Here is a 25995-nt window from a genome sequence, read left to right on the forward strand (position 1 = left end):
GCGAATATGTCAACATTAGCAGTTCACGATCACGCAGTAGGACATCACGAAGAGGGTCACGAGCATCACCATAAAGACACTTTTTTAACAAAATACATTTTCAGTCAGGATCATAAAATGATCGCTAAGCAATTCCTTATAACAGGTATCGCTATGGCTTTCATCGCAATGATACTTTCTATATTATTCCGGATCCAGTTAGCCTATCCTGATAGAGCATTCCCTTTATTAGAAACATTATTGGGCCGTTTCGCGCCTGAGGGTCGCCTTGATTCTGAGTTTTACCTTTCATTGGTTACTATACATGGTACCATCATGGTATTCTTTGTGTTGACAGCCGGCTTGAGCGGTACTTTCAGTAACTTATTAATACCATTACAGGTAGGTGCGCGTGATATGGCTTCGCCATTTATGAACATGTTATCATACTGGTTCTTCTTTACGGCCTGTGTAATAATGCTTTCATCATTCTTTATCCAAAAAGGGCCTGCCGGTCCGGGATGGACAATTTATCCGCCGTTATCAGCATTACCAACCGCGATGAAAGGTTCAGGCATGGGCATGACGCTGTGGCTGATCAGTATGGTATTTTTCATTGCTTCATCGCTAATGGGTGGTATTAACTACGTTAGTACCGTGTTGAACATGCGTACTAAAGGTATGGACCTTTGGAAGATGCCTTTAACTATATGGGCATTCTTCTTAACGGCTATCCTGGGTGTATTATCATTCCCTGTATTAGTAGCAGGTGTTGTGTTGTTAATTTTTGACCGCAGCTTTGGTACCAGCTTTTACCTATCAGACATCGTAGTACAAGGACAGGTTATGCCTTTTGAAGGTGGTAGCCCTATCTTATTCCAGCACTTATTCTGGTTCCTGGGTCACCCTGAAGTATACATCGTAATTATGCCGGCAATGGGTATCTCATCAGAGATCATGTCGGTAAATTCACGTAAACCTATCTTTGGTTACCATGCAATGGTTTACTCATTAATTGGTATTACAGTATTATCATTTATAGTATGGGGTCACCACATGTTTGTAACGGGTATGAATCCGTTCCTGGGCGGTGTGTTCATGATCACGACATTGATCATCGCGGTACCATCAGCTGTAAAAACGTTTAACTGGCTGGCTACTATATGGCGCGGTAACATCAGGTTTACACCTGCTATGTTGTTCGCTATCGGTATGGTGTCGTTCTTCATTTCTGGTGGTATTACAGGTATTTTCCTTGGTAATGCTGCTTTGGATATCAATCTTCACGATACTTATTTCGTAGTAGCTCACTTCCACCTGGTAATGGGTTCTGCGGCTATATTTGGTATGCTTGCCGGTGTTTATCACTGGTTCCCTAAAATGTTTGGCAAAATGATGGATGACAAATTAGGTTATCTGCATTTCTGGTTAACCTTTATAGGTGCTTACCTGGTGTTTTTCCCAATGCACTTTATGGGTCTTGATGGTGTACCACGCCGTTATTACGCATTCACAGAGTTTGTTTCTATGGAGCGTTGGTTATCAGTTAATATGTTTATTACCTGGGCCGCCATTATATCTGCATTAGCGCAGGTTGCGTTCCTGTATAACTTTATCCACTCTATATTCTGGGGTAAGAAAACCATTCAAAACCCATGGCAGGCTAATACCCTGGAGTGGACCGCGCCTGTTGAGCATTTCCACGGAAACTGGCATGGAGAGATACCTTCGGTTTATCGTTGGCCTTATGATTATAGCAAGCCTGGTGCCGAAGAGGATTATATATTACAAACTACTCCATTGTCGCAAACTATGAGTTCAAACGTTCCGCATGATTTTGAAGATAATCCTGCCGGTTTAGAGGAACTTAGTAAATGGACAAATACACAAAAAGCTAACGAAGAAGTAAAATAATATTTACTGATCTGATTCTTTTAGGGTATCTGTACCGGAGTAATATCCATAACAGATACCCTAATTTTTTAAGATAGATAGATGCACAAAACCACCGCGAAACATAGATTTCAAAGGATCAATCTTTTTAGCATTATACTGCTTTTTGTTTTGATACTTGCAGGCGGCGTGGTGCGCAGCACAGGTTCGGGCATGGGATGCCCCGATTGGCCTAAATGTTTTGGGAGTTATATACCTCCCCTAAGTGCAGACCAGTTACCTGAAAATTATAAGGACAAGTATTTGGAGGGCCGGAGAGCTAAAAACCAACGCTTTGCCAAAACCTTGGATGTATTTGGCTACACTGATTTGGCAAAACGCCTGCGCGAAGACCGGTCAATATTGGTTCCGGAAGAGTTTAATGCCGCCCGCACGTGGACAGAGTACGTTAACCGCTTAATTGGCGCTGCATCCGGCATATTCTTATTACTTACCGCCGTTTATTCTTTTGCTTACGCTGATAAAAATAAACTGATACCATTTTTAAGTGTTTTTAACCTGGTACTGATCGGCTTTCAGGCCTGGTTGGGGTCTATAGTAGTATCAACTAACCTGGTGGCATGGATAATTACTGTACACCTGTTATTGGCACTCGCCATTCTGGCTATATGTATTGCAACGTATCATCTGGCCCGCGCAAGTGGAAGACCGGCCTTGCGGGTTAACATGATAACCTATATCGTTACTATAGCGGCATTGGCTTTGTCGGTTGTACAAATAACATTTGGTACAGAAGTACGTGAGCGTATTGACGCTATTGCTACGCGCCTGCAGGACGGCTATCGCGCTACATGGATAACTAATGCCGGTAAAATTTTTACTGACCACCGCGACCTTGCCTTACTGGTACTCGCGGTGAATATTGTTCTATACATCCTGATACGCCGGGGCTTTAACAGGCACTCTATACAGCAGCAGATAATGAGCTTTTCGTTCCTGATGATCGTATTGCAAATAGTTACCGGTGTTGCATTGGCTTACATGGCGCTGCCACCTGTGGCGCAAGCCAGCCATATACTGTTGGCGAGTTTATTGTTTGGAGCGCAGTTTTATTTGTTGCTGAATTTATATCGCTCGGCAAGTTTACACGGGGGGCATCAATGAAGTATAGCGATTTTTCAAAGCTTATAAAATTCAGGCTCACCTTTTTGGTGGTGTTTTCTGCATCTATATCCTTCATCATAGCGGTAAAAGCTAACGGCGGTAACACCTGGGGTTCATTATATAGTTCAACAATGTGGTTAAACTGGGTAAAGCTGGTTGTTGGCGGGTTTTTGGTAACCGCAGCAGCTAACAGCTTTAACGAAGTTATAGAGGTGGATCTGGATAAGCTAATGAAACGCACTAAGGACCGCCCTATGCCTGCCGGACGTATGACCACCGGGCAAGGTTTGGTTTTAGGTTTAGGCATGGGTATGGCCGGCACTTATATATTAGGCACCCTTAACATACTTACCGGCCTGCTCTCTGTTTTGTCAATTTTGTTGTATGCCTTTGCCTATACGCCGTTGAAAAGGAAATCGCCTATATCGGTTTTTGTGGGAGCTTTCCCGGGCGCGTTTCCGGCATTGATAGGTTATGTTGCGGGGCAGCCACACGGACGTATTGACGAGATCGCGTTGGTGCTGTTCTCCATACAATTTGTGTGGCAGTTTGTACATTTCTGGGCTATAGCCTGGGTTTTGGATGATGATTATAAGCTGGCAGGTTTCCGTTTGTTACCCACCGGGAACAGGGACGCCGGCAGCGCCATAATTACTGTTATATTTGCCGTAATATTGGTACCCGTAAGCTTGCTGCCAACTATTTTAGGTTATGGGGGTTACTACGTGGGTGGTGTATCATTAATTTGCAGTCTGATATTTTTATACCAGGCAATTATGTTATTGCGCACCCGGCAGATACCCGAAGCGAGGAAACTGATGTTCGGATCGTTTTTTTGGTTGCCGGTAGTGCAGTTAATGTTTTTATTTGATTTTATAGGAAAGTGAGATGATGATGGCTCAGATACAACAAGAAGATAAATTAAACCTCGGCGCTAAAAAATTCAACATGTGGATCTTCATATTCACATCGTTTATGTTTTTTGCGGCCTTAACCAGTGGTTTTATTGTATACATAGGCGGCAGGGGCGGCAAAGCCCTTGGTATGCAGCTGCCCGATGCTTTTAAATACAGTACAGCGGTAATTGTGCTAAGCAGCATCACCATATTTATGGCTTCAACAGCTGCAAAGCGTTTGCAGTTTGGTAAGCAACGGCTATACCTTTGGGTAACAATTTTGTTAGGGGTAGCTTTCTTTGTTATACAGGTATTAAGTTGGGGGCAGCTGGTAAAAGCGCAGGCCTTTTTAGTTAATACCAATGCATCTATATCCTTTGTATACATATTTACAGGGATGCACCTTTTGCATATTATAGCCGGGTTGGCTTTATTGAGCTTCACATTATTCAGAAGCTATCGCAATGCGCCACAGGTTAAGAACTTATACAACATGCAGATGTCATCTATTTTTTGGCATTTTGTGGATATTATATGGATTTATCTGTATGTTTTTTTACTTTTGAACCAACATTAATAACAATTCTATAGCTAAACTACAAATGAGCGAAGCAGTATCAAAAATTGATGAAATAAAAACAACCCCATGGGCCGGTGGTCATTCTCCTTTTAAGGTTGAGTACGGTAAAATGATGATGTGGTTCTTCCTTTTATCGGATGCCTTTACCTTTTCTTCATTACTTATATCATATGGTTCCCTTCGTTTCAGCATGCCTACATGGCCGGCTGCCGATAAGGTTTTCCAATCTGTACCGGGTTTGGTAGATAGCGGTTATCCTCTGGTTTTTGTGGGTATCATGACGTTTATCCTGATCATGAGTTCAGTTACCATGGTATTAGCCGTTGAGGCGGGCCATCGTAATTCAAAAAGCGAGGTGGTTAAATGGATGATCTGGACAATTATTGGCGGTTTCGCGTTCCTGGGTTGCCAGGCTTTAGAGTGGACGCACCTGCATCACGAAGGTTTCTGGTGGGCAAGTATCCCTAAAGATCCTCATGTATTAAAAGAATTTTTTAGTGATGAGCATGGCGTTTTAGCTACGCAGCAAACAGCAGCGCAGGCTTTTGCCAACCTGTTCTTTACTATTACCGGTTTCCACGGTTTCCACGTATTTAGCGGTGTTATTATCAATATTATTATCACCCTCAATGTTTTAGGCGGTACCTATGAGAAACGCGGCAGCTATTTAATGATCGAAAAAGTTGGCCTTTACTGGCACTTTGTAGATCTGGTTTGGGTATTCGTATTTACCTTCTTCTATTTGGTTTAACTTTTTAACAGATATATATTATGTCATCACATACAGACGTTGCACACCACGATCACGACCATGATCATGGCGAAGGAATGACCGCCAAGAAAATCTGGCAAGTGTTTTTCGTATTGCTTGGAATAACAGTAATTGAGTTCATTATAGCGCTTTACTTTGTCGAGAAAGGATATATAGATCGCAGTATTGCTAATCCAATATATATAATTTTAACACTGGCTAAAGCCTTCTACATTGTAGCTTACTTTATGCACTTAAAGTTTGAAAAAGTGGGTTTGGTTTATTCTATCATAGTTCCTATTCTGTTCATCATCGGTTTAATCCTGGTGCTTACTAATGAGAGTCACCACTGGATTGGATTGAGACATCCGTAATGAAACCCAGTTTACTGAAAAAAATATTGATCCTGGTAGTGATATTAGCACTACCGGGATTTTTATATTATCTACTTACCGCAAAGGGTAAAAACAGGTATAAACCACTTCCGGTTTATGGCCCCAAACAGGTTGCCAAAACCGGGCATAAGTTTCACGGGAAGTTTATTCCTGATACCATTTATCATCAGCTGCCTCAGTTTAAATTAACCGACCAGGATGGCAACGAGGTGACTACCAAAGGCCTTGATAGCAATATTTTTGTAGCTAACTTTTTTTATACCAATTGCACCGGTGTTTGCCAGGCTACTAATACTAATTTGAAGGCCCTGCTTGACACTTATAAAAAGAATAAACTGGTTTCATTTATATCTATAACGGTTGATCCCAAGCGCGACTCGGTAGCCGTATTAAAAAAATATGCTAAACAGTTTAATCCCGCGGGCGTAAAATGGATGTTCCTTACAGGCGACACCGCGAGCGTGTATCCGTTGGCCCGGCAAGGGTTTTTGGTAAACGCTGTTGATGCCGGCAATGGCAATTTTATATATAGCGATAAGCTGATATTGATAGACAAAAAGAAACGCATACGCGGTTATTACTCCGGCGCGTCAATAACGGAGATAACCCGGTTAAACGACGAAATAAAAGTGTTGATAGCCGAAGAATTGCGCGAGATGGATGAACCGCTTTATTAGATTCAAGAAGCAAGAGTCAAGAAAATAGGCGATTATCGGGAGGGTTACTATTTTAATAATGCAAAGAATCTTGACTCTTGGCTCTTGATCTTACATCTAACAAAAAATGACTGATAAATTTATATTCCGATTCGTAGCCATTGTAACCGTTGTGGTTATACTGGTGGTAGTTGTTTTAAACCGGCACATCATCCCGGGTCCGGCTGTAACACCTGCCTTTACACCTTATTTGCCCATGCTTAATGCCTTTATTAACGGCACTTGTACGGTGTTGCTGCTGGTATCACTATATTATATAAAGCAGGGCAACATAACTGTGCATAAAAGGCTAAATATTTTAACCTTTTGCCTGTCGGCTATATTCCTGGTGTCGTACATCCTGTTCCATTACCTTATGCAACGCGACACCATTTATGGCGACATTAACGGCGATGGCAAAGTTTTAGGCAATGAGATAACACAGTATGGCACGCTGCGCAAAATATATCTCGCTATTTTAACCCCGCACATTATCCTGGCTGCCGGGGTTTTGCCATTAATATTATTAAGTTTCCATCGCGGCCTGCAAATGCAGGTTGAAAAGCACCGCAAACTGGTGCGCTGGGCCTTCCCTATATGGTTATTTGTAACTGTAAGCGGGGTAGTGGTTTATTTAATGATCAAGCCATTTTATCACTTTTAAAAAATACGCTAATCATAAAAGGTAAAAAGCCTCCTGCGCATGTTCTTGCGGGAGGCTTTTTGTTTAATGGCTAAGTTTAACTTAGCTTTATCAGGGTCTTAAAAATATTTCGTTTTCTCTGCAACCAATTGCCTGTAGCTTTCATCATACTATTAAATGCGATTATTGAAACCAACTTACACAATTGATGAATTAGTTACCCGCTGCAAAACGGGCGAGCGGAAGGCGCAGGAGATATTGTATAAACTGTTGGCTTCAAAAATGCTGGGGGTTTGCATGCGTTACGCCACAGACAAAGCAGAAGCCGAGGACATGCTTCAAAACGGTTTTATCAACCTTTTTAAAAAGTTGAATGACTATCGTGGCGAGGGCGCATTTGAAGGGTGGGTTAGAAGAATAATGGTACATAGCGCGATAGAGTATCATCGTAAGTATCATAAATCGCTGCAATTGATGGATGTTGTTGATTCGGCTCATGAGCCTTCAGTTAACGCCGTTGCAATTGCCACATTAAGCGCAAAAGATCTGATGGGGATTATACAGGATCTGCCGCACAATTACAGGATAGTATTTAACCTGTATGCTATTGAAGGGTATTCGCACAAAGAGATAGGGGAGATGGTGGGAATAACCGAGGGTGCGTCAAAATCGCAACTATCAAGGGCCCGCTCAATTTTAAAAGATATGGTTATCAAAATGGAGGATAAAAGATATGGAAATGCAGGATAAGGAGTTTGACCAGCTATTTAACTCAAAGTTGGGCGACTTTGAAATGGAACCATCAGCACATGTTTGGCAGAACATTACCCGGGATTTAGATGGTAAAAAAGCCAAACGCTCAATTATGCCTTACCTGGGTATTGCAGCAAGTGTTATTGTACTGGCCTGCGTATCCGTGTTGTTTTTAAATAAAACGGTTAAAAAACCCCATCAGCCTGTTACTTTGGTAAAAGTAAAACCCGTTAAGCCGCTATCAACAAGCGATACCAGCAAGCCCCCTGTTGAAGTTGACAATGTGGAGGATGATACTTATTTAAAAGAAAAGGCAGTGGTGGCGGTTGAGCCAAAAAAGCCGGTGCCGGCAAACAAAGTACCGCAGGTTGAACAGGTAAAAGAAGAAACTATACTATCCTCGAATCCTGTAGCACAAAAAACAGAACCGGTTTTAGCTAATGCGACGGTAGAGAAGCCAATACTTTTGCGGCCCCAGGCTCCTGATACAGAGATCGGCGCGGTTACGGCAACCTTAATTAATCAGCCGAAGACGATCACGGAAGCACCTGGATCATATATAACTGACCCGATACCAGAAAAAAGCCCCGAAAAAAAACGCGCTCATGGCTTAGGCGGCTTTTTTAATACCATTATTGCCGCTGTTGATAAAAGGGAAGATAAACTGATAGAATTTACAGATGCTAATAACGACGAGGGAACAAGAATTACCGGCGTAAACCTGGGCATTTTTAAAATAAAAAAACAATAACATCCTATTATTATTAATACATACGATATATGAAACGCTTTTTACTTACCGCCATAATAGCTGCGGTTGCAAGCATGGGCTTTGCACAAACCGTTACAACAGTAACAACAACTACAACAGTAACAAAAAATGATACCATAGTAAAAACCGACACTACCGTTACGGTTAAAAAAAGGAAGATGGTTATGTTTAGTTTTGGCGACAGGAAAGCCAAGGTTGACAGCGCGCGTAAAGCCAGGGCCGGAGCGCCTGGATTTAATTTTGGCATTACTTTTTCAAGGTTTGACATAGGCCTGGCTACGCTGATTGATAATGGCAGCTTTACCCTATCGCCGCAAAACCAGTTTTTAAGTTACCGCTCATGGAAAACCAGTAACGTAGGTTTTGACCTTGTACAGTTTGGTTACCGCTTTAACAATCACTTTAAAATGTACATATCAGGTGGTTTCGACTGGACACTTATCCGCCTTAGAGAGAACGTAACTATACAAAAAGGTGGCTCGTCATTAACCTATATAAATGATAATGTTAATTTCAGCAAAAACCGTTTCTCATCAACCTATTTGCGTATCCCGCTTTCGTTTGAGTTCAGGACAAAGGAATTTTCTAATGGCAAGCGCTTCAGGTTTGTAACAGGTCCGGAGGTTGGTATTTTAACCGGAGGGCGCGTTAAACAAATTAGCGCTGAACGCGGCAAACAAAAAATAGACGACGACTATCACTTTACCAAAATGCGCTACGGTGCGTTTGCGCGCTTAGGGTATGGCGGTGGAGGCATATTTGCCAAATACTACTTTAACGATATGTTTGAGAACAGCCCGGCGCAGGCAGGTTTAAAGGGCTTTAACTTCGGGTTTACGTTTGGGTTTTAAAGACCAATAGATTTGAAAATGTTATGCTAAATTTATTTCAGTATCCCATAAGCTCAGCATGGGTTGAGGTTTGGTGGGTTGCCGAAATAAATTCGGCATGACGTTTTTAGTGGCTATCTTTGCCACCCATGGCAAACCAATCTCCATTTCTTGAGGCACAATCCGTAAGTAAAATTTACCCGGGCAAGCAGTCGGCCGGGGTAAAAACAACAACACTAAGTATTGCGCAAGGGAAAATAACCGCGATTATAGGCGAGAGCGGCAGCGGGAAAAGCACCCTGCTTAAAATGCTGTATGGGTTGCTGTCGCCGGATGAAGGAGAGGTGAAATTTAAAGGAGATCGCGTTTGGGGACCGGAGGAGAAACTGATACCCGGCCATGATGCCATGCGCATGGTTACCCAGGACACGGATGGTTTGAACGTTTTTGCCAAAGTATGGGATAACATTGCCGTGCTTTTACCTAATACGGATGTAGCTGCCAAGGAGGAAAACACACAACGTGTACTGCAGCAACTTAACATTACCCGGATAGCAGACAAGCAGGTAACTTTTTTAAGTGGTGGCGAGAAGCAGCGCGTAGCTATAGCCCGTGCCCTGGTAACTAAACCCGAAGTTTTATTGTTAGACGAGCCTTTTAATCAGGTTGATACTTCCTTCCGCGAAGGATTACAACAGGATATAAGACAGATAGTAAAAGAAACCGGGCTGACAGTAATAATGGTATCGCATGATCCGGCTGAAGTGCTGAGCATGGCAGATGAACTGATAGTTTTAAAAGATGGCGAGATACTTGAGGCGGGCCATCCAAAGCAACTCTACCAAAAACCGCAAAACCTGTACACCGCGCGTTTGCTTACCGGCTGTAATATACTCAACCAAAGCGAAGCAGCCGTTTGTGGTATACACAGCGATAAAGAACATATAGTGATTTACCCTGAATGGGTAAGGCCTACCACCAGTTGGACCCGTAAAGACTGGATGATAAAACAGGTGCTTTTTAAAGGCAGCCACGAAGGATTATTGGTTGAGAAAAATGAAGTAACCCTGCGTTTGCTGAATGACCAGCCGGATAAATATCAAGAGGGAGATAAGGTGCATATCAAAATAAGCAGGTACTTGGAGTTTTAAAGCTTTGCTATATAAGCCACATCACAAAGCCCCTGGATTTTTTAAAACGCGGGTCAAAGCGTATTTTAGCGTTTAAAGGGGTAATCTTGAAACAGCATCAATCACAAACACTCAATCCCGGCCTGCAAAATACTTACCAGCCCCATCTTGATGGCCTACGCGGAGTTGCTATAATTTTAGTGATACTGGCTCATATTGGCTTTGGGCAAATAATACCGGGTGGTTTCGGTGTTAGTCTGTTTTTCTTTATCAGCGGCTTACTGATCACCCGCTTGCTGATAGGTGAGTATAATACCAACAACACCATCAACCTCAAGAATTTTTACCTGCGGCGTATAATAAGGCTTTACCCTGCTTTATTATTAATGACAGTGCTGGCGGTAGCGCTGTTACTGATATTTCATTCGCGCGTACAGCCATTAGCCATTCTTTCTTCGCTGTTTTATTTTGCTAATTACTACTACATCTACCTTAAACCGCCGGCCACTAACGGGTTTGATGATATTTTTAACATAGTATGGTCATTGGCTATAGAAGAGCATTTTTACCTGGTTTTTCCTGTATTGTTTTACCTGCTGCATAGTAAAGGCAGCAAATTGCTTTATTTGTCGCTTGTGGTATGCCTGGCCGCTTTTTTATATAGACATTATGTACTTTATAATGCCGGCAACAATTACGCTGCAACAATGCGCATTTACGTGGTAACCGAAGCCAGGGTTGACGCTATTATGTGGGGCTGCATTTCGGCATTGCTTATTTATCAAAAGCAGGCCAAGTGGTATATTAATATTATAAAGTCGCCCTGGGCTTTGCTCATAGGCATAGTTATTATATTAAGTTCTGCTGTGTTTGGTAGTCACATTTTTGCCGAGTCGTTCAGATTCACCAGGCAATCCATTGCTTTTATGTTTATCGTACCTGGTATTGGCTACCTGGCCCATACTTCCATCATCAGAAGGATATTTGAAAATATTGTGCTGGTTTTTATCGGTAAGTTAAGTTATTCGCTGTACCTTTTTCATTGGCTGGCGGTTACCGTGGCCAATCATTATTTTGCATTTGCCACCCCAACGTGGCTTTGTTTAATGCTGGGCTTAACGCTTCTGTTGTCGCTGGCATCTTATTATTTAGTAGAGCGCCCGTTTGTCAGGCTTCGTAAAAAATTCGGATCGCTTGCGCGGTAATGAACCTCCTTTTAGTTTTCTGAAACAAAATAACCCGGTAGCTATTATATACTAAACTGCCCGCTATGAAAAAACGAATTGTTACTTTGCTGTTCCTTGGTGTGTTTTGCACCGCGCTTATTGCCGGATGCGGTTCATCGCGCCGTGTTTCACCGCCACCCGCGCCACCCGGAGCACCGCAAGGTTAAGTTTAAAAGCTTTTAAAACAAATGGCATCCTGTGGGTGTCTATCATAAAAACATCACAGCTATGAAAAAGAAATTAATAAGCATGCTACTCTTAGGCGCAATTTTCGCTGCTATTGGCGCGGGTTGCGGTTCTTTACCAAAACCGGGGCAGGCGCCGCCACGGCCAGCAGGTGCACCGGGCCCGCCAAGATAGAAGGCTCCAACCAGGCTCCCCGCTTTTTAAGCCGGGAGCTTTTTTGTTTTATAAAATAAACCTAACTTTAGTAAAAATAACCCTGAATGAAGAACCTTGTCCTGTCTTTTGTAATGCTTTTGTGCGCATTTAAAGCGGTATCGCAAAACCCACCCGACCTTAAATTTGATAAAAATTTTACCGCCTGCGAAAAGAAATGGGTTGTTTTTGAACGCGATGCGGCCCGTGGATATCCTTATGGATTTGTTTATATAGATCTGACTGCCGGGTTTACATTTGATTTGAAAGGTTTTTTTTCTGTACTGCCTGATGGAAAGTTTGTTGCCGATAGCACGATCTCAAAGAACGGAAATATCAAATATCGCTTAGCGCAGGGTACTAAAAACGTAGCAATTTTGCCGGATGCACGTATAAAAGAGCTTAACTTACCGGCTGAACCCTACTGGATAAAAGTGTACTACACCGGGGTTAAAGATAGTGTGTATTATAATTACCGCATGGGATGGAACTACAACGCGGCCGGCAACCCAACCATCGCGCTTAAGTATCTGGAAAAAGCTAACCGGGTAAACCCCGCAGATGATAAGGTTAGATTTGAGATGGTATTTGCGTACAATGCCCTGGGTCGTTTTGAGGATGCAATTAAAATGCTGGAGGCTGATATCCAAAATAAGCCTAAAGACTTTAACCTTTACAAGGAGTTGGGTTATGCCTATAGTGGTACAAAAAAGTTTGATAAAGCCATTGAGGTATTTAAAAAAGGATTGTTGCTTTTTCCTGATAATGTAAAGTCTGATCAGCGCGGCGAAATGGCAGTGAACACCGCAATTGCATACAAAGACCTGAACAATAAAGAAGAGTACACCAAATGGATGCGTTTAGCTAAAGAGTATTACCCGGTAGGATCGCCCACCTATCAAAGGATTGTAGCTTCGGGGTTTTAGGCGATGAAATTAAATCAGTTAGTTGTTCAACACTGTTATTGAAAAGCCACCATACGATAAGTAGTATCCGCGTTAGGGATTGCAGCGGATACCGGCCTTGCGCCTAAGGCCTGCAGGCGTATGAGCGGAAAGCCCGGCCGCAGGCAACGCCCATGTTATTTATATTCAGTTTATAGAAAGATACATTATTAAAGGAAGGGCAATTAGCGCGCTCATAATCAAATAAAAAAAACGCTTTTTCCGGTCAATAAGTGCGTTTAGTAACATTACTATTGTGCCACCTATACTTAAAAGAAATATTAGCAAATATCCATACATTACACCCTCACCTCTGGCTACTTTTTCTCCAGCGTCCATGTGGTCAATTTCGGTGTGGTATTGTGATTGCGTACTTACTGTGATCCACCAAATAGCCAGATAAAAGGAATAGGCTATAATAGTTGCCTTATAACTTTTATAAAAAGCGACGACTCTTATTAATCCAGACTGCATATACATTAATACGGCCATTATAAAAAGGTGACCTTTAGACTGGCGTACCACCCACCCAATGAACTTAATGCAACCACTCACCCCAAAACAAAAAACTTTTTCATCCAACCACTTGAATATCAAAAAATAACTCCGTACTTTTGCAGTCCCGAAAACCGGGATAAAAACAAATAGACAAAAAGGAAAGAATGCCTACTATTCAACAATTAGTTAGAAAAGGTAGAGTAGCTCTGGTTGACAAGAGTAAGTCGCCAGCGTTGGACAGCTGTCCACAGCGAAGAGGCGTGTGCACACGTGTGTATACCACTACCCCTAAAAAACCAAACTCAGCAATGCGTAAAGTTGCGCGTGTACGTTTAACCAATGGTAAAGAAGTTAACGCCTACATCCCTGGAGAAGGCCACAACTTGCAAGAGCACTCTATCGTGTTAATTCGCGGTGGCAGGGTTAAAGATTTACCGGGTGTACGTTACCACATCATTCGTGGTGCGTTAGATACTTCTGGTGTTGCAGGTCGTAACCAGCGCCGTTCTAAATACGGTACTAAACGCCCTAAACCAGGACAAGTAGCCGCGGCTCCAACAAAAGGCAAAAAGAAATAATTAAAGGAGGATAGTACAAATGAGAAAGTCAAAACCAAAAAAGAGAATCCTTCTTCCTGATCCAAAATTCAATGATATTTTGGTAACCAGGTTTGTAAATAACATGATGTACGATGGTAAAAAATCTACCGCGTATTCTATATTTTATAATGCAGTAGAGATTGTTGAAAAGAAAACAAGCGAGAACGGTTTAGAAACCTGGAAAAAAGCTTTAAACAATGTTATGCCTGCAGTTGAAGTAAAAAGCCGCCGCGTTGGTGGTGCTAACTTCCAGGTACCTACCGAGGTTCGTCCGGAGCGTAAAGTTGCTTTGGGTATGAAATGGTTAATTAGCTATGCACGTCGTCGTGGCGAAAAAACCATGATGGAGAAATTGGCAGGCGAGATCATATCAGCAGCTAAAGGTGAAGGTGCAGCAGTGAAGAAGAAAGAAGATACGCACAAAATGGCTGAGGCTAACAAAGCGTTCTCACACTTCCGTTTCTAATGAGTGAATTAGTGATTGAGTGAATGAGTGAATTGTTGATTTGGTAATGTTATGCTAATCAATAATTCGCTCATTTGCCCATTCACTCAATAAAAAAAACATGTCAAGAGATCTAAAATATACAAGAAATATTGGTATTGCCGCTCACATTGATGCGGGTAAAACCACCACTACCGAGCGTATTTTATACTATGCCGGTGTTAGCCACAAAATAGGCGAGGTGCACGAAGGTGCTGCTACTATGGACTGGATGGCGCAGGAGCAGGAGCGTGGTATTACCATTACATCAGCTGCTACTACCGTTAACTGGAAATACCGTGGTGATAACTACCACATGAACATTATTGATACCCCGGGCCACGTGGATTTTACCGTAGAGGTAAACCGTTCATTACGTGTGCTTGATGGTTTAGTGTTCTTATTCAGCGCGGTTGACGGTGTTGAGCCTCAGTCAGAAACTAACTGGCGTTTGGCTAACAACTACAACGTACCACGTATTGGTTTTGTTAACAAAATGGACCGTAGTGGCGCCGATTTCCTTAACGTGGTAAAACAGGTTAAAGAGATGTTGGGCAGTACTGCTATCCCATTGCAATTACCTATCGGTGCTGAAGACCAATTTAAAGGTGTGGTTGACCTGATCAACTGGAGAGGTATTGTTTGGAACGAGCACGATAAAGGAATGACCTTTACTGAAGTGCCAATTCCTGATGATATGATGGAAGAAGCTACCGAGTGGAGAGAGAAATTGTTAGAAGCTGTAGCTGATTTTGATGATTCTTTAATGGAGAAATTCTTTGACGATCCAACCACTATCACTGAGCGCGAGGTATTAGACGCTTTACGTCAGGCTACATTAGCCGGTAAAATTGTTCCGATGACCTGCGGTTCATCTTTCAAAAACAAAGGTGTGCAAACCATGCTGGATTATGTGATGGAGCTTATGCCTTCACCTTTGGATTCAAAAGGTGTTGTTGGTACTAACCCTGATACCGGCGCAGAGATCATTGTTAAACCGGATGTTAAAGAGCCATTTGCAGCTTTAGCATTTAAGATAGCTACCGACCCGTTTGTAGGCCGTTTATGCTTTATCCGTGTTTACTCGGGTAATCTTGATGCGGGTTCATACATCTACAACATGCGTTCAGAGAACAAAGAGCGTATCAGCCGTATCTTCCAGATGCACGCTAACAAGCAAAACCCTATCCCTAACGTAGGTGCAGGTGATATTGCTGCGGTAGTGGGCTTTAAGGATATTAAAACAGGTGATACGCTTTGCGACGAGAAACACCAGTTGGTTCTGGAATCAATGGTATTCCCTGATCCGGTTATTGGTTTGGCAATTGAGCCTAAAACTCAGGCCGACGTTGATAAATTAGGTATAGCTTTAGGTAAATTAGCCGAAGAGGATCCAACCTTCCGCGTACAAACAGATCAGGATACAGGCCAAACTGTAATTTCTGGTATGGGTGAGTTACACTTAGACATTTTGATGGACCGTTTAAAACGCGAATTCAAAGTTGAGGTTAACCAGGGTGCTCCGCAGGTAGCTTACAAAGAGGCTATTACCGGAACAACCCAACACCGCGAAACTTACAAGAAACAAACCGGTGGTCGTGGTAAATTTGCCGATATCCAGGTGGTTATTTCTCCGGGAGAAGAAGGTAAAGAAGGATTGGAGTTTGTTAACGAGATTGTTGGTGGTTCTATCCCTCGCGAGTTCATCCCATCTGTAGAGAAAGGCTTCAAGTCTGCTATGGATAATGGTGTATTGGCAGGTTACCCGCTTACCAGCTTAAAAGTACGTTTAATAGATGGTTCATTCCACGCTGTCGATTCGGACGCGTTATCTTTCGAGATAGCTGGTCGTTCTGCATACCGCGAGGCATTGCCAAAATGTAAGCCGGTATTGTTAGAGCCGATCATGAAAATTGAGATCCTTACTCCTGAAGAGAACATGGGTGACGTTATTGGTGACATGAACCGTCGTCGTGGTCAGCTGCAAGGTATGGATACACGTGCAGGTTCTCAGGTTATCAAAGCCCAGGTGCCACTTTCTGAAATGTTTGGTTACGTAACACAATTGCGTACTATTACTTCAGGTCGTGCAACTTCAACCATGGAGTTTGATCACTACGAGCCGGCTCCGCGTAACGTACAAGACGAGGTAGTTGCTAAAAACAAAGGTAAAAAGCAAGTATCTGTAGACTAGTATCAATTTTGAATTATTGAGTTAGGGATGGAGTGAATGCTCTTAGCTAATTCAATAATTCATTAATTCAATAAATCAATAATTACACCTAATAAATAGCTCTTAGGGTAGTTTTAAACAAAAGTAAACATGAGCCAAAGAATCAGAATCAAATTGAAATCTTACGATTACAACCTGGTTGACAAATCAGCAGAGAAGATCGTAAAAACAGTAAAACCTACGGGTGCTGTAGTTAGCGGACCGCTTCCGTTACCAACTGAAAAGAAAATCTTTACAGTATTGCGTTCACCGCATGTTAACAAAAAAGCGCGCGAGCAATTCCAATTATGTTCTTACAAAAGACTATTGGATATCTACAGCTCAAACTCAAAAACTGTTGACGCTTTAATGAAGCTTGAATTGCCAAGCGGTGTTGAAGTTGAGATCAAAGTGTGATAGGACCGGAAGATCCGAAAAATATAGAAAGCCATTTCCGAAACGGAGTGGCTTTTTTGTTTGTCAAATTCTTATATTTGATTATGAGCACTTACATAGTAACCCCAACAGCTGAACAGGAAAAGCTTATAGCTGATTTTTTAGAAAGCGAGCATATCGCTTTTATTAGAGATGAAAGCGACAATTACCTGCCTGCCCACGTTTTAGATGGAATTGCGCAAGGGCAGGAAGATATAAAAGCAGGAAGATTTATTACTTATGAAGAGTTTAAAAAAAAGTATCCTGCTGAGTAATGTTATTCACCGTAGTTTTTACTAATAAAGCAGATTATACATTTGAAGCTATAGGTAATCAAATTTTAGATAGATGGGGAGAACATGAACGAAATGTTAACGAAGGCGTGTTTACGAAGTAATGGATACAATCAGCAGATTCCCATTTATTTTTAAAGCTATCGACAACGAAGGAAATGTTAGGAAGGGATTTGTTCACAGAAACTGTTCTGTTTTTTATCAGGTAAAAGATACAACTATCGAAATATTATTCTTTTGGGATAACAGACAAGATCCCATATTATAAGCGTCAAATCATTCTTGTTATACCGTGGTCTTTTTATTAACCACACCGTCATGCTGAACTTGTTTCAGCACCTCATACCCCAGGCCATCTGCAATTAATAACTGACTTTAAAGTAAGAACTTCCTGTCACTATTTTCCAACCTTTCCTGCTGCCACAAACCCGCCACCCGCCACAGCCAGCGCTAACAACAAAGTCGTCCATTCACCGCCATCCTTAATATTGGCCGCCAAAGTGGGTACACTATACAACAGGGCAAATACCAGCAGCAAGGCCCCCATAGCCAAAGCACATACCAGCGCGTAACGCCGGGCAACAATGCATACGCCAAGGCCAGTCATTGCAGCGCCAACAAAGTAGTCTATTATTGAAGCAGCCGGCAAATAGGCTGGTACTTTAGGTGTAATTAAAGCCGGGTGCATAAAATGGGCCACGCCCAATAATATTAAAGGAAGCGCGTATAAAGCGATGCCTGCCTTATTAAATGTTTTTGTAGAAGTAAGCATCAGGGCCGTACCTAAAATGGCCAGATCCTGCATAGCACGTATCCAGTTGTTTATCTCGTGCGGGGCGCTTATTAGTTTGGGTATGTGTATCAGCAGTATAAAGCCCAGCATCATCAGGCTTAAAAGCATTGCCGCTAAGGTCGTTCTTCGCCTAATTAGAAAACTTACACCAGCTAATATCATGGCAGCGCCTGTAAGCCCGGCCCAAAGTATTTTAACGGGCATATAAGCAGGCACTAAAGTGGCTACAAACTGCAGGTATATAAAATGTTGAAGCCCGGTGCCTATAAATGCTAAACCTAATAATACCGAACCGGCATAAATATATTTTTGGGCGGCCACCCGCTGGCGTATGCTCATAAGTGATTGGTTTTAATAAATGGTTAAACAAATTTAACTTATTGATTTACAAATGCAAACCGCGTTATCACGCTGAGTTATAAAATCCGTGGCCGCTAAGGCTAAGTGAGCATTAGGCATACCCCCGCGCCCACAGCCGTATTCAAAAAGTTAACCAGGTTATTTCCCATCCAACCCTTAAGCTCCAGTGTAGCGCCTAAAACAGAATCAAAAACATTACCTGCGAACCCGGCAATCACTATCCACAATGCCAATATGTTCCAACCAAAAAACAAGGCATAAATGGTAGCAATAGCAAAAGCGCCCGCTATACCAAATACCGTGCCTTCCAAACTCACCACCCCATCCAGGCCGCGTTTATCTTTTTTTAAGCTAATGATGTTATAAAAGTGCCTGCCGTAAACAGTTCCCAATTCAGATGATAAGGTATCGGCCATTGCGGCTGCAAAACTTCCCGCTATCATTAACTGAACTATCGGCAAATATTCATTCCGCCAAAAGGCCAATAGCGCCAGTATACCTGCAACACCGCTATTGGCAACTACCTGCCAGGCGGTACGGCGGCCCTCATTATGGTCCGAAGCATTCATCACGGCTTTCTTATGGCGCTGCCATTTTGTAGCTGCCGAGCCAATCAAAAAAAAGAAAGTCAGCATGATAAAACAGGCCAGGCCCGCGCCTTTAAATATGATAAAACCGGTAATAGCGCCTGTTGTGCTGCCTGCAATGGTAAGCTTACCCGAGGTATAGCTCCACACCCCGGCCAACAACAGGGTTGCATATACAATAATGTCGGTAACAGGCATTGGTTTTCTGTTTATGGTTTGTCTTTTTGTCCCGCGCGTGGGACAAAAAAGTCTGAATTTTCAGTATGTCTGATTATCAGTATTTTAGATAACATTTACAGCTAAATTTCCTGACGAATAAGTAGTCTCACTTTGTCCCAGGTAAAAATATTAGATCGCTAAATATCAATTAATTACGCAAAAATCTGTCCCGACTTGTCCCATTTTGTCTCAAACACACGCGGGACAACTACACCTCTCTATTCTCTAAAAAATCCTGCCAAACGCCTTCAAGTTCGTCAACCAGCTCAGGCTTAATTGATATACCTGACGCCTGCGGTGTCCAGGTTTGTTTGGCCAGGTTGCCGGTCTTTAAAATATCCAGGGTAAGTATAGTTTCCTTATCAGGATTCAGCAAGGTATCAAACTGAATGTTGACACGGTAATAATGCCGCCCGTTACGGTAAGCAACATAAGGGTCAGATGATATAACACCCGACGCGAAGATCCCCTTAGGCTCAACGCCCACCCGCATTACAAAGGCCCTGTCGCCCGGCTGTATGCTTTTATGGCTGGCAGCGCTCCAATTGTCTTCCAGTACCCCGCCTGATTGGAGAAGGGCTATGTCATCATCCAGATCGGCCCACGCAAACTTAACGGGGTTCCAGCCAAATAGGAAAGCCTTACCCCCTAACCCCCTAAAGGGGGAACTCTTATCTAAACTTACAAATGTCGACATATGTTAATCCTCCCCTTTAGGGGGCCGGGGGGGCTATTTGCCTGTCAGTTCATCCACCTTGTTGCGCTCGGTTTGTAGTTCGCGGGCCAGTTTCTTTTCCTTTTCGTTGGCTTTGGCTTTGTAGGTTTTGTACTCCTCTTCCAATTCACTATACAGCTTGGTACGGTAGGCAGCCTCAGATCGTGCACTGCCTGACCGGAATATTACGGTAGCGGCCACAGCCCCTAATACTAACACCAAGCCCCACATCATGGTGCTGTAACCGTTTTTAGAAAAGGATATGCCAATAAAATCAACAGAATCGGCTTCAGAGAGCTCGGTTTCATGCGCCGTTACACTCGTTTGCAATTGGTTGATAGATTGATTGCTTGCCGCCAGTTTATCGTTAACCTCTTTAAGTTGCCTGCGGTTGTTGTTAAGCGAGTCGCGTATGTTCTTCCAGAATGCAGCCACAAAAGGTTGCTGATAGTTGTAAACTTTGGTTAGCAGGTATTGGTACTGGCCATTCAGGCTCTTGTCAACCACAACGGGTGTGGCGGGTGCAGTTGCAACAGGTGCCGGTGTAACAGGCTGAGGGGTAACAACCTTTTTAAGGGTGTCCGCTTTCTTTTGAGCCTGATAAGCTTTCGCGTTAGCGCCATATCCCCACTTACTGTAAGGCCGCCCGGTTTTAGGATTAATAGGTATGCCGCTTTTCACTGCAACAGGAGCCGCCTTGGATGCCGGTTTGGTTACTACCGGTTTTGCAGCAGCCTTCCTGGTAGTGTCCTGTGCATTTGCGAATATGACGCTCATGCAAATAACCGCAATAACAATATTAATTCTCAATCCGACAGAGTTTCTCATGATAACAAAAAGTAATATACAGCTCCTAAAAAACACTCAAAAATAGCTTTTATTATGGTTTTTTTGTTGTGTAAGCTAATATTGGGCCAGAATTGTTACCTCCCATAACTATATTAGCGGGATGAATATCGGTATAATTGGTTTAGGTGATATGGGGCGGTTATACGCCAAAGCTTTTGCAAAGGCTGGTTATACCGTTTGCGGCTGCGACCTGCCTGCTAATCGTTTTGCACTGGAGCAGGAACTTGCACCACACCACATAGCGGTACTTAATACAGGGCGCGAGGTTGTAGAAACCAGCGACCTGATCATCTATTCGGTAGAAGCAGAGAAGCTGGAAGGGGTAGTGGCAGAGTTTGCTATCTACACTAAACCGGGCGCTATTGTTGCCGGCCAAACATCAGTAAAAACACCAGAAATTGCGGCATTTGAAAAACACCTGCCGCACGATACCCAGATAGTTACCTTTCATGGTATGCATGGCCCCGCGTTTGAACCGAAAGGCCAAACGCTTATATTAATACCGCACAGAGCCAATGAAACTGCCCGGCAGCAAATGTTGGACCTCTTCAACGCTATAGGCTCAAAAATAGTGGAACTGGTTGATTACCACGAACACGACAAAATAGTAGCCGACACACAAGCCGTTACGCATGTTGGTTTTGAGAGTATGGGTACGGCGTGGATGTCGGCAGGGTTTTTCCCATGGGAAAATGCATCGTACATAGGGGGTATCGATAATGTTAAGATATTAACCACCCTTCGCATTTTTAGCTACAAAGCACACGTTTATGCCGGGTTAGCCATAATGAACCCCTACGCCCGGCAGCAGGTAAGGCAGTACGCGGTTTCTGAATCAGAATTGTTTAAGCTGATGATACAGGAAGAGGAAGAAACCTTCCGCAAACGCTTATACCGCGCGCGCGATTTTGTTTTTCATGAAAGCCGCAAACCCATTATGCTGAGCGATAAGGTGATGAAGGAATTTTCGCTTTCTCAAAACCATGAGAAGCAAAAACCTAACTCGCATTTAAGTATTTTAAGTATGGTTGATGCCTGGTATCATTTGGGTGTTAATCCTTATGATAACCTTATTGGGCAGACCCCTCCGTTCCGTTTACGGTTGGGTATTGCTGAATATCTGTTTAAAAATGATGAGCTGTTAGAAGAATCTATCCAAGCGGCGCTGTACGATAAAACTATCCGTGGCGACGATCTGGAGTTTCATTCGGCCGTGCGCGAGTGGTCGTCTATTATAGGCTATGGCGATATGGAAGGCTACAAAAAGCACTTTAACCAGGTTCAGACATTCTTTAACGACCGTCTGGAGGAAGGCAAAAAGCAAAGCGCTGAGTTGATACGCAGGCTGATGATGGAGTAGTTATTCCCTCAATCTCTCATCCGTATAAATAATCTCAGTACGCCCGTGCGGAACCGGCTTGCCGTCTGCATCAACAGCTACAAAAACTATCTTATCAATGGTAAGTATGGTTTTCTGCGAGATCTTGTTACGCACCTCGCAGGTAAGTGTTAATGATGTACGGCCAAAGCGGATAGCTTTTATACCTAACTCAACAATGTCACCCTGTTTCGCCGAGCTCACAAAATTTATCTCAGAAATGTATTTGGTAACAACGCCATTTGTGCCCAATTGAATAGTGGTGTAAATAGCTGCTTCCTCGTCTATCCAGGCCATTAAGCGGCCACCAAAAAGCGTGTTATGAGCATTAAGGTCTTCGGGTTTTACCCATTTACGTGTGTAAAAATTCATATAAATTATAATCAGGATAATTCAGCCACCGCGGCATTCGCCGCAATATGATCGGTATTAAACATAGAACAAACAACAACGCTATTCGAAAAATCAGTATAAAGTTGCTTAAGCTTGTCAGCAGGTGTTATTTGTTCAGAACCACCTCGCATTGGCGAAAATATAACATTTGAGCTACTTCCTCTTTCTGCAGCTGCCTTGCCGTAACCCGGCGCGCCCGGCGAGTTATCAAATTGAAGCAGATCAAACTTATTTAAATATCCGGTATGCAATGGCATTTGGGTCCTCATGCAGGCTAAACCCAGCGCGCGTATCTTTCCTTGTTGCTTTAATAGATCAGCTTCAGCAATCAATTCATTAACATTAAGCAAAATCTCAAGGGGTTCGTGTATAAAAAGGCAATCAAGATAATCAGTCCCTAAAGCTTTTAAGGTCTTATCGAGACTTTTCCTCATTTCATCTGCGGTTATAGGCACGCGTTCTAAAAACCTGTTAGCAATGGTTACGCCAGTTTCTTGTCCCGTTGGTTTACTGGGCACCGGATTGCTTTTTTTAACCTTCCCAAGAGCGTAACGTACAAGCGGCTTTACCGGTGCTATTAAATTAGCTTTCCAGTTTGCTACTATACCAAATTTGCTGGCTAAAACCAGATCATGACGCATCCCCTTAATAAGTTTGCCCGCAAATTTCTCCGCCTCACCATATCCGTAGGAGCGGGCCAGGTCTAAATGATTAACGCCAGCATCTAAAGCACAATAAAGCGCGCGTTTTCCGGTAGATGCATCAACCGAACCCATGATTGGTGCGCAGCCAAATCCCAATATTGATGAATAGATGTCTTTTGCTAACTCAACCTTTCTCATGTTATTTTGCTTAAATGGCTGGCGAGCCTAACGGCAAAGGCGCCCAAAAAGAACGTTGGATTAGCCTGACCGGAAGTAGGAAAGACAGAACTGCTGCAAACGTAAATGTTATTTGTTCCGAATAGTTTTACATCACGATCCACCACGCCTTTATCTGCCGAGTCTGCAATACGCGTTGTTCCTAATTGATGCACGCCATCTTTAGAGATCTGCCTGATCATTTTTGCCCGTTCTTCTTCAGGATACCAATATTCTAACTCGCCGCAGTTGCACTTTCTTAGCCATTCATCCAACTCCTGGTGCAATGTAATAACAGACGATATATCTACATCTGTTAAATCATAATGAACAATCAGTCGTTCACCGTCTGGCCCAAGCTCCATGCGATTACCTTCATAAGGAATTTGCTCTGCATGAAAATGCAGGGCGTAACGGTTTTCGGGGTTATATAGAAAAACACCCGGTAACTTGCGTTTTAAACAGTAGCGGCGGTAAAATATAGATGCTGGTTTAAGCAGGGAACCGGGTAGGCCCTTTACTATATTCAACAAGTGTTTTGATATCCCGAACACCTTACCGCCTGTTACAGACAGCGCCACTGCCGGCGGCGCCAGCTTTTTACCCAAAACGGGCGTTATCATGGCCAGGTACATAAATGACATTGGGCCGCTGCCATGTTGTGGGTTATAATACAAAGGATTATCCAACCACATAGCGGTATTTAGCAGGTTGTTTTTTACCAAAAAGTCGGCAGAAAACTGGAAACGCCGCCTTACATAAACACCACCGTCATCCATTTGAAACCCGTAATCAGTTTTTTTAGGATCCCCATAAAATTTTATCGATGCTATTTTGCCCGATAAGTGGTTTTGATAGTATTTGCCCAGTGCCTTTGGCGGCTCAGGCAGCGCGTTAAACAACTGCAAATTACGCAGCAATAGGCGGGTGGTTTCCATCGCACCGGCAGCCAATACAAAAATATTAGCCTGTATTGTTTCAGTGGCTTTTGTTTTTAAGTCGTTTATATATAAGGTAGATACCTTGCCATGTTCATCAGGCTCAGAAAATGAGCGGGCTTCTTTGCCTTCAAAATAAGTTAAGTTAGTTAGGGCATTTAGCTCATCGGCATACCGGCTGCCAAAGCGGGTGGGCATGCTCCATCTTTCAACAATACTATCTGTAATATCGCCCTGAATAAATCCTTCGGCTATCCTGGTGGCTGATTTTGCCTGTATTTTATTGAGATCGAACAGAGCTCTGCCACATTCAAAGTAAGCTGCGGCCTTGTCGGTATATTGATCTATATCATCAAATAAAGCTTTATCCCAGGTGCAGTTTTCGCCAATGGCATCACGTTTAACAAAGTCAACCTCGTCGTAGTTTACGCAGCGCCCGCCCCAACTTGCAGATGTACCGCCAAGGCCTTTGTTGGTACATTCATACGGATAATGGTGGTTGACGGGATTCTTAATTGTTATGGAATCATCAAGATCATTTTCGGGCCCCAGGTTTTTAAAACCGTACTCAAGCAGTAAAACTCGTTTATCAGGATTTGACCTGCAGTATTCAAGCGCTGTAATTATTCCGGCCGGGCCGCTTCCAATTATACAGAGGTCATATTTAATGGATGTGTTCCCTTCCGTCATTCTTGCCGCTTATTAGGCTGATGTTACAATATTGCGCTTTTTAACCTCCACGGCCGGATTACCTGCATATACCGTCCAGGCCGCCATGTCTTTCCCTGTTACAGAAGCAGCGCCAAGCACACTGCCCTCATAGCAATGTACGCCGGGTAAAACCACCGCCCGGGCGCATATCCACACATAGGGTTCCATCACTATTTGCTTTTTTATATAAGTAAAATCAATAGTCTGGTAATTATGTGTAGCGCCGCATAAAAAAGCGTCTTGCGAAAGGATGGTATGGTGACCGAGTTTTACGCCACCGGGATTGTAAATTTCAACCCCGCCGCCAATGGTAACCACTTCTTCGGTTTCTAATAGCCAGGGTGCCCATATATTGCAGTTGGGATAGATGTAATTTCCCTCCCCGATTTTAGCCCCGAATAAACGTAGTATCATTGATCGCCACCTATGCATGGGCGCAGGCGTAAACCGGCATAATAAGAACCAGGTCATCATCCAAACAAAGCGTCTGATCTTGTCGGAAACAGGGAATGACGGTCTTTTATAGGCGTCTTCGGCGTTAGGATCGTGCGAGAAAATCATCAGTGCTATAAAGGTAAAAATAAAAAGTATACTTTGTCAATGAGTGGAATGTATGGACACACTCTGTATGTGTTATTTCCG

At 43.0% G+C, this 25995-nt stretch carries 31 protein-coding genes; 22 read left to right on the forward strand and 9 right to left on the reverse strand.

The genetic code is table 11. From position 1 onward, the window contains the following. Nucleotides 1-6: 6 nt before the first annotated feature. From ACFQZS_RS16455 to ACFQZS_RS16530, 16 genes are all read left to right on the forward strand, one after another. Nucleotides 7-1893, forward strand: coding sequence for a cytochrome c oxidase subunit I (locus tag ACFQZS_RS16455; protein ID WP_377102031.1), 1887 nt, complete (start codon nucleotides 7-9; stop codon nucleotides 1891-1893). 81 nt (nucleotides 1894-1974) lie between these two features. Further along, nucleotides 1975-3036 (forward strand): COX15/CtaA family protein, encoded by a 1062-nt coding sequence (locus ACFQZS_RS16460; protein WP_377102032.1) that lies wholly within the window; start codon nucleotides 1975-1977, stop codon nucleotides 3034-3036. After that, complete coding sequence (gene cyoE, locus ACFQZS_RS16465; protein ID WP_377102034.1) at nucleotides 3033-3923, forward strand: heme o synthase; 891 nt, start codon at nucleotides 3033-3035, stop codon at nucleotides 3921-3923. The genes ACFQZS_RS16460 and cyoE overlap by 4 nt, the downstream gene beginning before the upstream one ends. A gap of 61 nt (nucleotides 3924-3984) precedes the next feature. Further along, a complete protein-coding gene (locus ACFQZS_RS16470; RefSeq protein ID WP_377102035.1) occupies nucleotides 3985-4509 on the forward strand; it encodes a cytochrome c oxidase subunit 3 in 525 nt (174 codons plus the stop codon). 25 nt (nucleotides 4510-4534) lie between these two features. Next, nucleotides 4535-5263, forward strand: coding sequence for a cytochrome c oxidase subunit 3 (locus ACFQZS_RS16475; RefSeq protein WP_377102036.1), 729 nt, complete (start codon nucleotides 4535-4537; stop codon nucleotides 5261-5263). A gap of 20 nt (nucleotides 5264-5283) precedes the next feature. Beyond that, nucleotides 5284-5637, forward strand: coding sequence for a cytochrome C oxidase subunit IV family protein (locus ACFQZS_RS16480; protein WP_377102037.1), 354 nt, complete (start codon nucleotides 5284-5286; stop codon nucleotides 5635-5637). Beyond that, nucleotides 5637-6335, forward strand: a complete 699-nt coding sequence (locus tag ACFQZS_RS16485) for an SCO family protein (protein WP_377102039.1) — start codon at nucleotides 5637-5639, stop codon at nucleotides 6333-6335. Before ACFQZS_RS16480 ends, ACFQZS_RS16485 begins: the two co-directional genes overlap by 1 nt. A 106-nt stretch (nucleotides 6336-6441) precedes the next feature. Then, nucleotides 6442-7017, forward strand: a complete 576-nt coding sequence (locus ACFQZS_RS16490; RefSeq protein ID WP_377102041.1) for a DUF420 domain-containing protein — start codon at nucleotides 6442-6444, stop codon at nucleotides 7015-7017. A 156-nt stretch (nucleotides 7018-7173) separates the two neighbouring features. Beyond that, nucleotides 7174-7746 carry an RNA polymerase sigma factor gene (locus ACFQZS_RS16495; protein ID WP_377102043.1) on the forward strand — a complete coding sequence of 191 codons (573 nt, stop codon included), beginning with the start codon at nucleotides 7174-7176 and terminating at the stop codon, nucleotides 7744-7746. After that, entirely contained in the window at nucleotides 7730-8500 is a 771-nt protein-coding gene (locus tag ACFQZS_RS16500; RefSeq protein ID WP_377102044.1) for a hypothetical protein, read from the forward strand. Before ACFQZS_RS16495 ends, ACFQZS_RS16500 begins: the two co-directional genes overlap by 17 nt. Nucleotides 8501-8529: 29 nt before the next feature. Further along, nucleotides 8530-9372, forward strand: a complete 843-nt coding sequence (locus tag ACFQZS_RS16505) for an outer membrane beta-barrel protein (protein WP_377102045.1) — start codon at nucleotides 8530-8532, stop codon at nucleotides 9370-9372. Between the two features lie 128 nt (nucleotides 9373-9500). Beyond that, entirely contained in the window at nucleotides 9501-10502 is a 1002-nt protein-coding gene (locus ACFQZS_RS16510; protein WP_377102046.1) for an ABC transporter ATP-binding protein, read from the forward strand. Between the two features lie 86 nt (nucleotides 10503-10588). After that, a complete protein-coding gene (locus ACFQZS_RS16515) occupies nucleotides 10589-11686 on the forward strand; it encodes an acyltransferase family protein (RefSeq protein WP_377102047.1) in 1098 nt (365 codons plus the stop codon). A gap of 65 nt (nucleotides 11687-11751) precedes the next feature. Then, nucleotides 11752-11874: a hypothetical protein gene (locus ACFQZS_RS16520; protein ID WP_377102048.1), complete on the forward strand. Its 123-nt coding sequence runs from the start codon at nucleotides 11752-11754 to the stop codon at nucleotides 11872-11874. A gap of 61 nt (nucleotides 11875-11935) precedes the next feature. Beyond that, nucleotides 11936-12067, forward strand: coding sequence for a hypothetical protein (locus ACFQZS_RS16525; RefSeq protein ID WP_377102049.1), 132 nt, complete (start codon nucleotides 11936-11938; stop codon nucleotides 12065-12067). Between the two features lie 86 nt (nucleotides 12068-12153). After that, nucleotides 12154-13011, forward strand: a complete 858-nt coding sequence (locus ACFQZS_RS16530) for a tetratricopeptide repeat protein (RefSeq protein WP_377102050.1) — start codon at nucleotides 12154-12156, stop codon at nucleotides 13009-13011. Between the two features lie 165 nt (nucleotides 13012-13176). Here ACFQZS_RS16530 and ACFQZS_RS16535 read toward each other — a convergent pair whose 3' ends face one another. Further along, a complete protein-coding gene (locus ACFQZS_RS16535; protein WP_377102051.1) occupies nucleotides 13177-13503 on the reverse strand; it encodes a hypothetical protein in 327 nt (108 codons plus the stop codon). Between the two features lie 188 nt (nucleotides 13504-13691). Between ACFQZS_RS16535 and rpsL the strand changes: the two genes are divergently transcribed. The 5 genes from rpsL to ACFQZS_RS16560 all read left to right on the forward strand — a co-directional run bounded on the left by rpsL (nucleotide 13692) and on the right by ACFQZS_RS16560 (nucleotide 17532). Next, entirely contained in the window at nucleotides 13692-14105 is a 414-nt protein-coding gene (gene rpsL / locus ACFQZS_RS16540) for a 30S ribosomal protein S12 (RefSeq protein WP_073405808.1), read from the forward strand. A 19-nt stretch (nucleotides 14106-14124) separates the two neighbouring features. After that, nucleotides 14125-14592, forward strand: coding sequence for a 30S ribosomal protein S7 (gene rpsG / locus ACFQZS_RS16545; protein WP_377102052.1), 468 nt, complete (start codon nucleotides 14125-14127; stop codon nucleotides 14590-14592). A 100-nt stretch (nucleotides 14593-14692) separates the two neighbouring features. Beyond that, nucleotides 14693-16804 carry an elongation factor G gene (gene fusA / locus ACFQZS_RS16550; RefSeq protein ID WP_377102053.1) on the forward strand — a complete coding sequence of 704 codons (2112 nt, stop codon included), beginning with the start codon at nucleotides 14693-14695 and terminating at the stop codon, nucleotides 16802-16804. Nucleotides 16805-16933: 129 nt separating this feature from the next. Beyond that, nucleotides 16934-17239 carry a 30S ribosomal protein S10 gene (rpsJ, locus tag ACFQZS_RS16555; RefSeq protein WP_022830652.1) on the forward strand — a complete coding sequence of 102 codons (306 nt, stop codon included), beginning with the start codon at nucleotides 16934-16936 and terminating at the stop codon, nucleotides 17237-17239. An 83-nt stretch (nucleotides 17240-17322) separates the two neighbouring features. Beyond that, entirely contained in the window at nucleotides 17323-17532 is a 210-nt protein-coding gene (locus tag ACFQZS_RS16560; protein WP_377102054.1) for a hypothetical protein, read from the forward strand. A gap of 415 nt (nucleotides 17533-17947) precedes the next feature. Here ACFQZS_RS16560 and ACFQZS_RS16565 read toward each other — a convergent pair whose 3' ends face one another. The 4 genes from ACFQZS_RS16565 to ACFQZS_RS16580 form a co-directional block, all read right to left on the reverse strand. Further along, nucleotides 17948-18682, reverse strand: coding sequence for a hypothetical protein (locus ACFQZS_RS16565; RefSeq protein ID WP_377102055.1), 735 nt, complete (start codon nucleotides 18680-18682; stop codon nucleotides 17948-17950). A 101-nt stretch (nucleotides 18683-18783) separates the two neighbouring features. Next, nucleotides 18784-19488, reverse strand: coding sequence for a DUF92 domain-containing protein (locus ACFQZS_RS16570; protein ID WP_377102056.1), 705 nt, complete (start codon nucleotides 19486-19488; stop codon nucleotides 18784-18786). Nucleotides 19489-19717: 229 nt separating this feature from the next. Continuing rightward, on the reverse strand, nucleotides 19718-20206 hold the full coding sequence (locus ACFQZS_RS16575; RefSeq protein WP_377102057.1) for a hypothetical protein: 489 nt from the start codon (nucleotides 20204-20206) through the stop codon (nucleotides 19718-19720). A gap of 33 nt (nucleotides 20207-20239) precedes the next feature. Beyond that, nucleotides 20240-21052: a hypothetical protein gene (locus ACFQZS_RS16580; protein ID WP_377102058.1), complete on the reverse strand. Its 813-nt coding sequence runs from the start codon at nucleotides 21050-21052 to the stop codon at nucleotides 20240-20242. Between the two features lie 121 nt (nucleotides 21053-21173). Between ACFQZS_RS16580 and ACFQZS_RS16585 the strand changes: the two genes are divergently transcribed. Then, the gene (locus ACFQZS_RS16585; protein WP_377102059.1) at nucleotides 21174-22433 is read left to right on the forward strand and encodes a prephenate dehydrogenase/arogenate dehydrogenase family protein; all 1260 of its coding nucleotides are present in this window, start codon (nucleotides 21174-21176) and stop codon (nucleotides 22431-22433) included. On the opposite strand, the gene ACFQZS_RS16590 is transcribed toward ACFQZS_RS16585, so the two are convergent. The 4 genes from ACFQZS_RS16590 to ACFQZS_RS16605 are packed head-to-tail and all read right to left on the reverse strand — an operon-like array spanning nucleotide 22434 to nucleotide 25914. After that, nucleotides 22434-22823: an acyl-CoA thioesterase gene (locus ACFQZS_RS16590; protein ID WP_377102061.1), complete on the reverse strand. Its 390-nt coding sequence runs from the start codon at nucleotides 22821-22823 to the stop codon at nucleotides 22434-22436. It lies immediately after the preceding gene. A gap of 11 nt (nucleotides 22824-22834) precedes the next feature. After that, nucleotides 22835-23686, reverse strand: coding sequence for an aldo/keto reductase (locus ACFQZS_RS16595; RefSeq protein WP_377102063.1), 852 nt, complete (start codon nucleotides 23684-23686; stop codon nucleotides 22835-22837). After that, complete coding sequence (locus ACFQZS_RS16600) at nucleotides 23683-25332, reverse strand: GMC family oxidoreductase (protein ID WP_377102064.1); 1650 nt, start codon at nucleotides 25330-25332, stop codon at nucleotides 23683-23685. The genes ACFQZS_RS16595 and ACFQZS_RS16600 overlap by 4 nt, the downstream gene beginning before the upstream one ends. 12 nt (nucleotides 25333-25344) lie before the next feature. Beyond that, nucleotides 25345-25914: a putative colanic acid biosynthesis acetyltransferase gene (locus tag ACFQZS_RS16605; RefSeq protein WP_377102065.1), complete on the reverse strand. Its 570-nt coding sequence runs from the start codon at nucleotides 25912-25914 to the stop codon at nucleotides 25345-25347. Nucleotides 25915-25995: the final 81 nt, after the last annotated feature.

It is taken from the genome of Mucilaginibacter calamicampi, assembly GCF_042676765.1.
GTDB classification, from domain to species: domain Bacteria; phylum Bacteroidota; class Bacteroidia; order Sphingobacteriales; family Sphingobacteriaceae; genus Mucilaginibacter; species Mucilaginibacter calamicampi.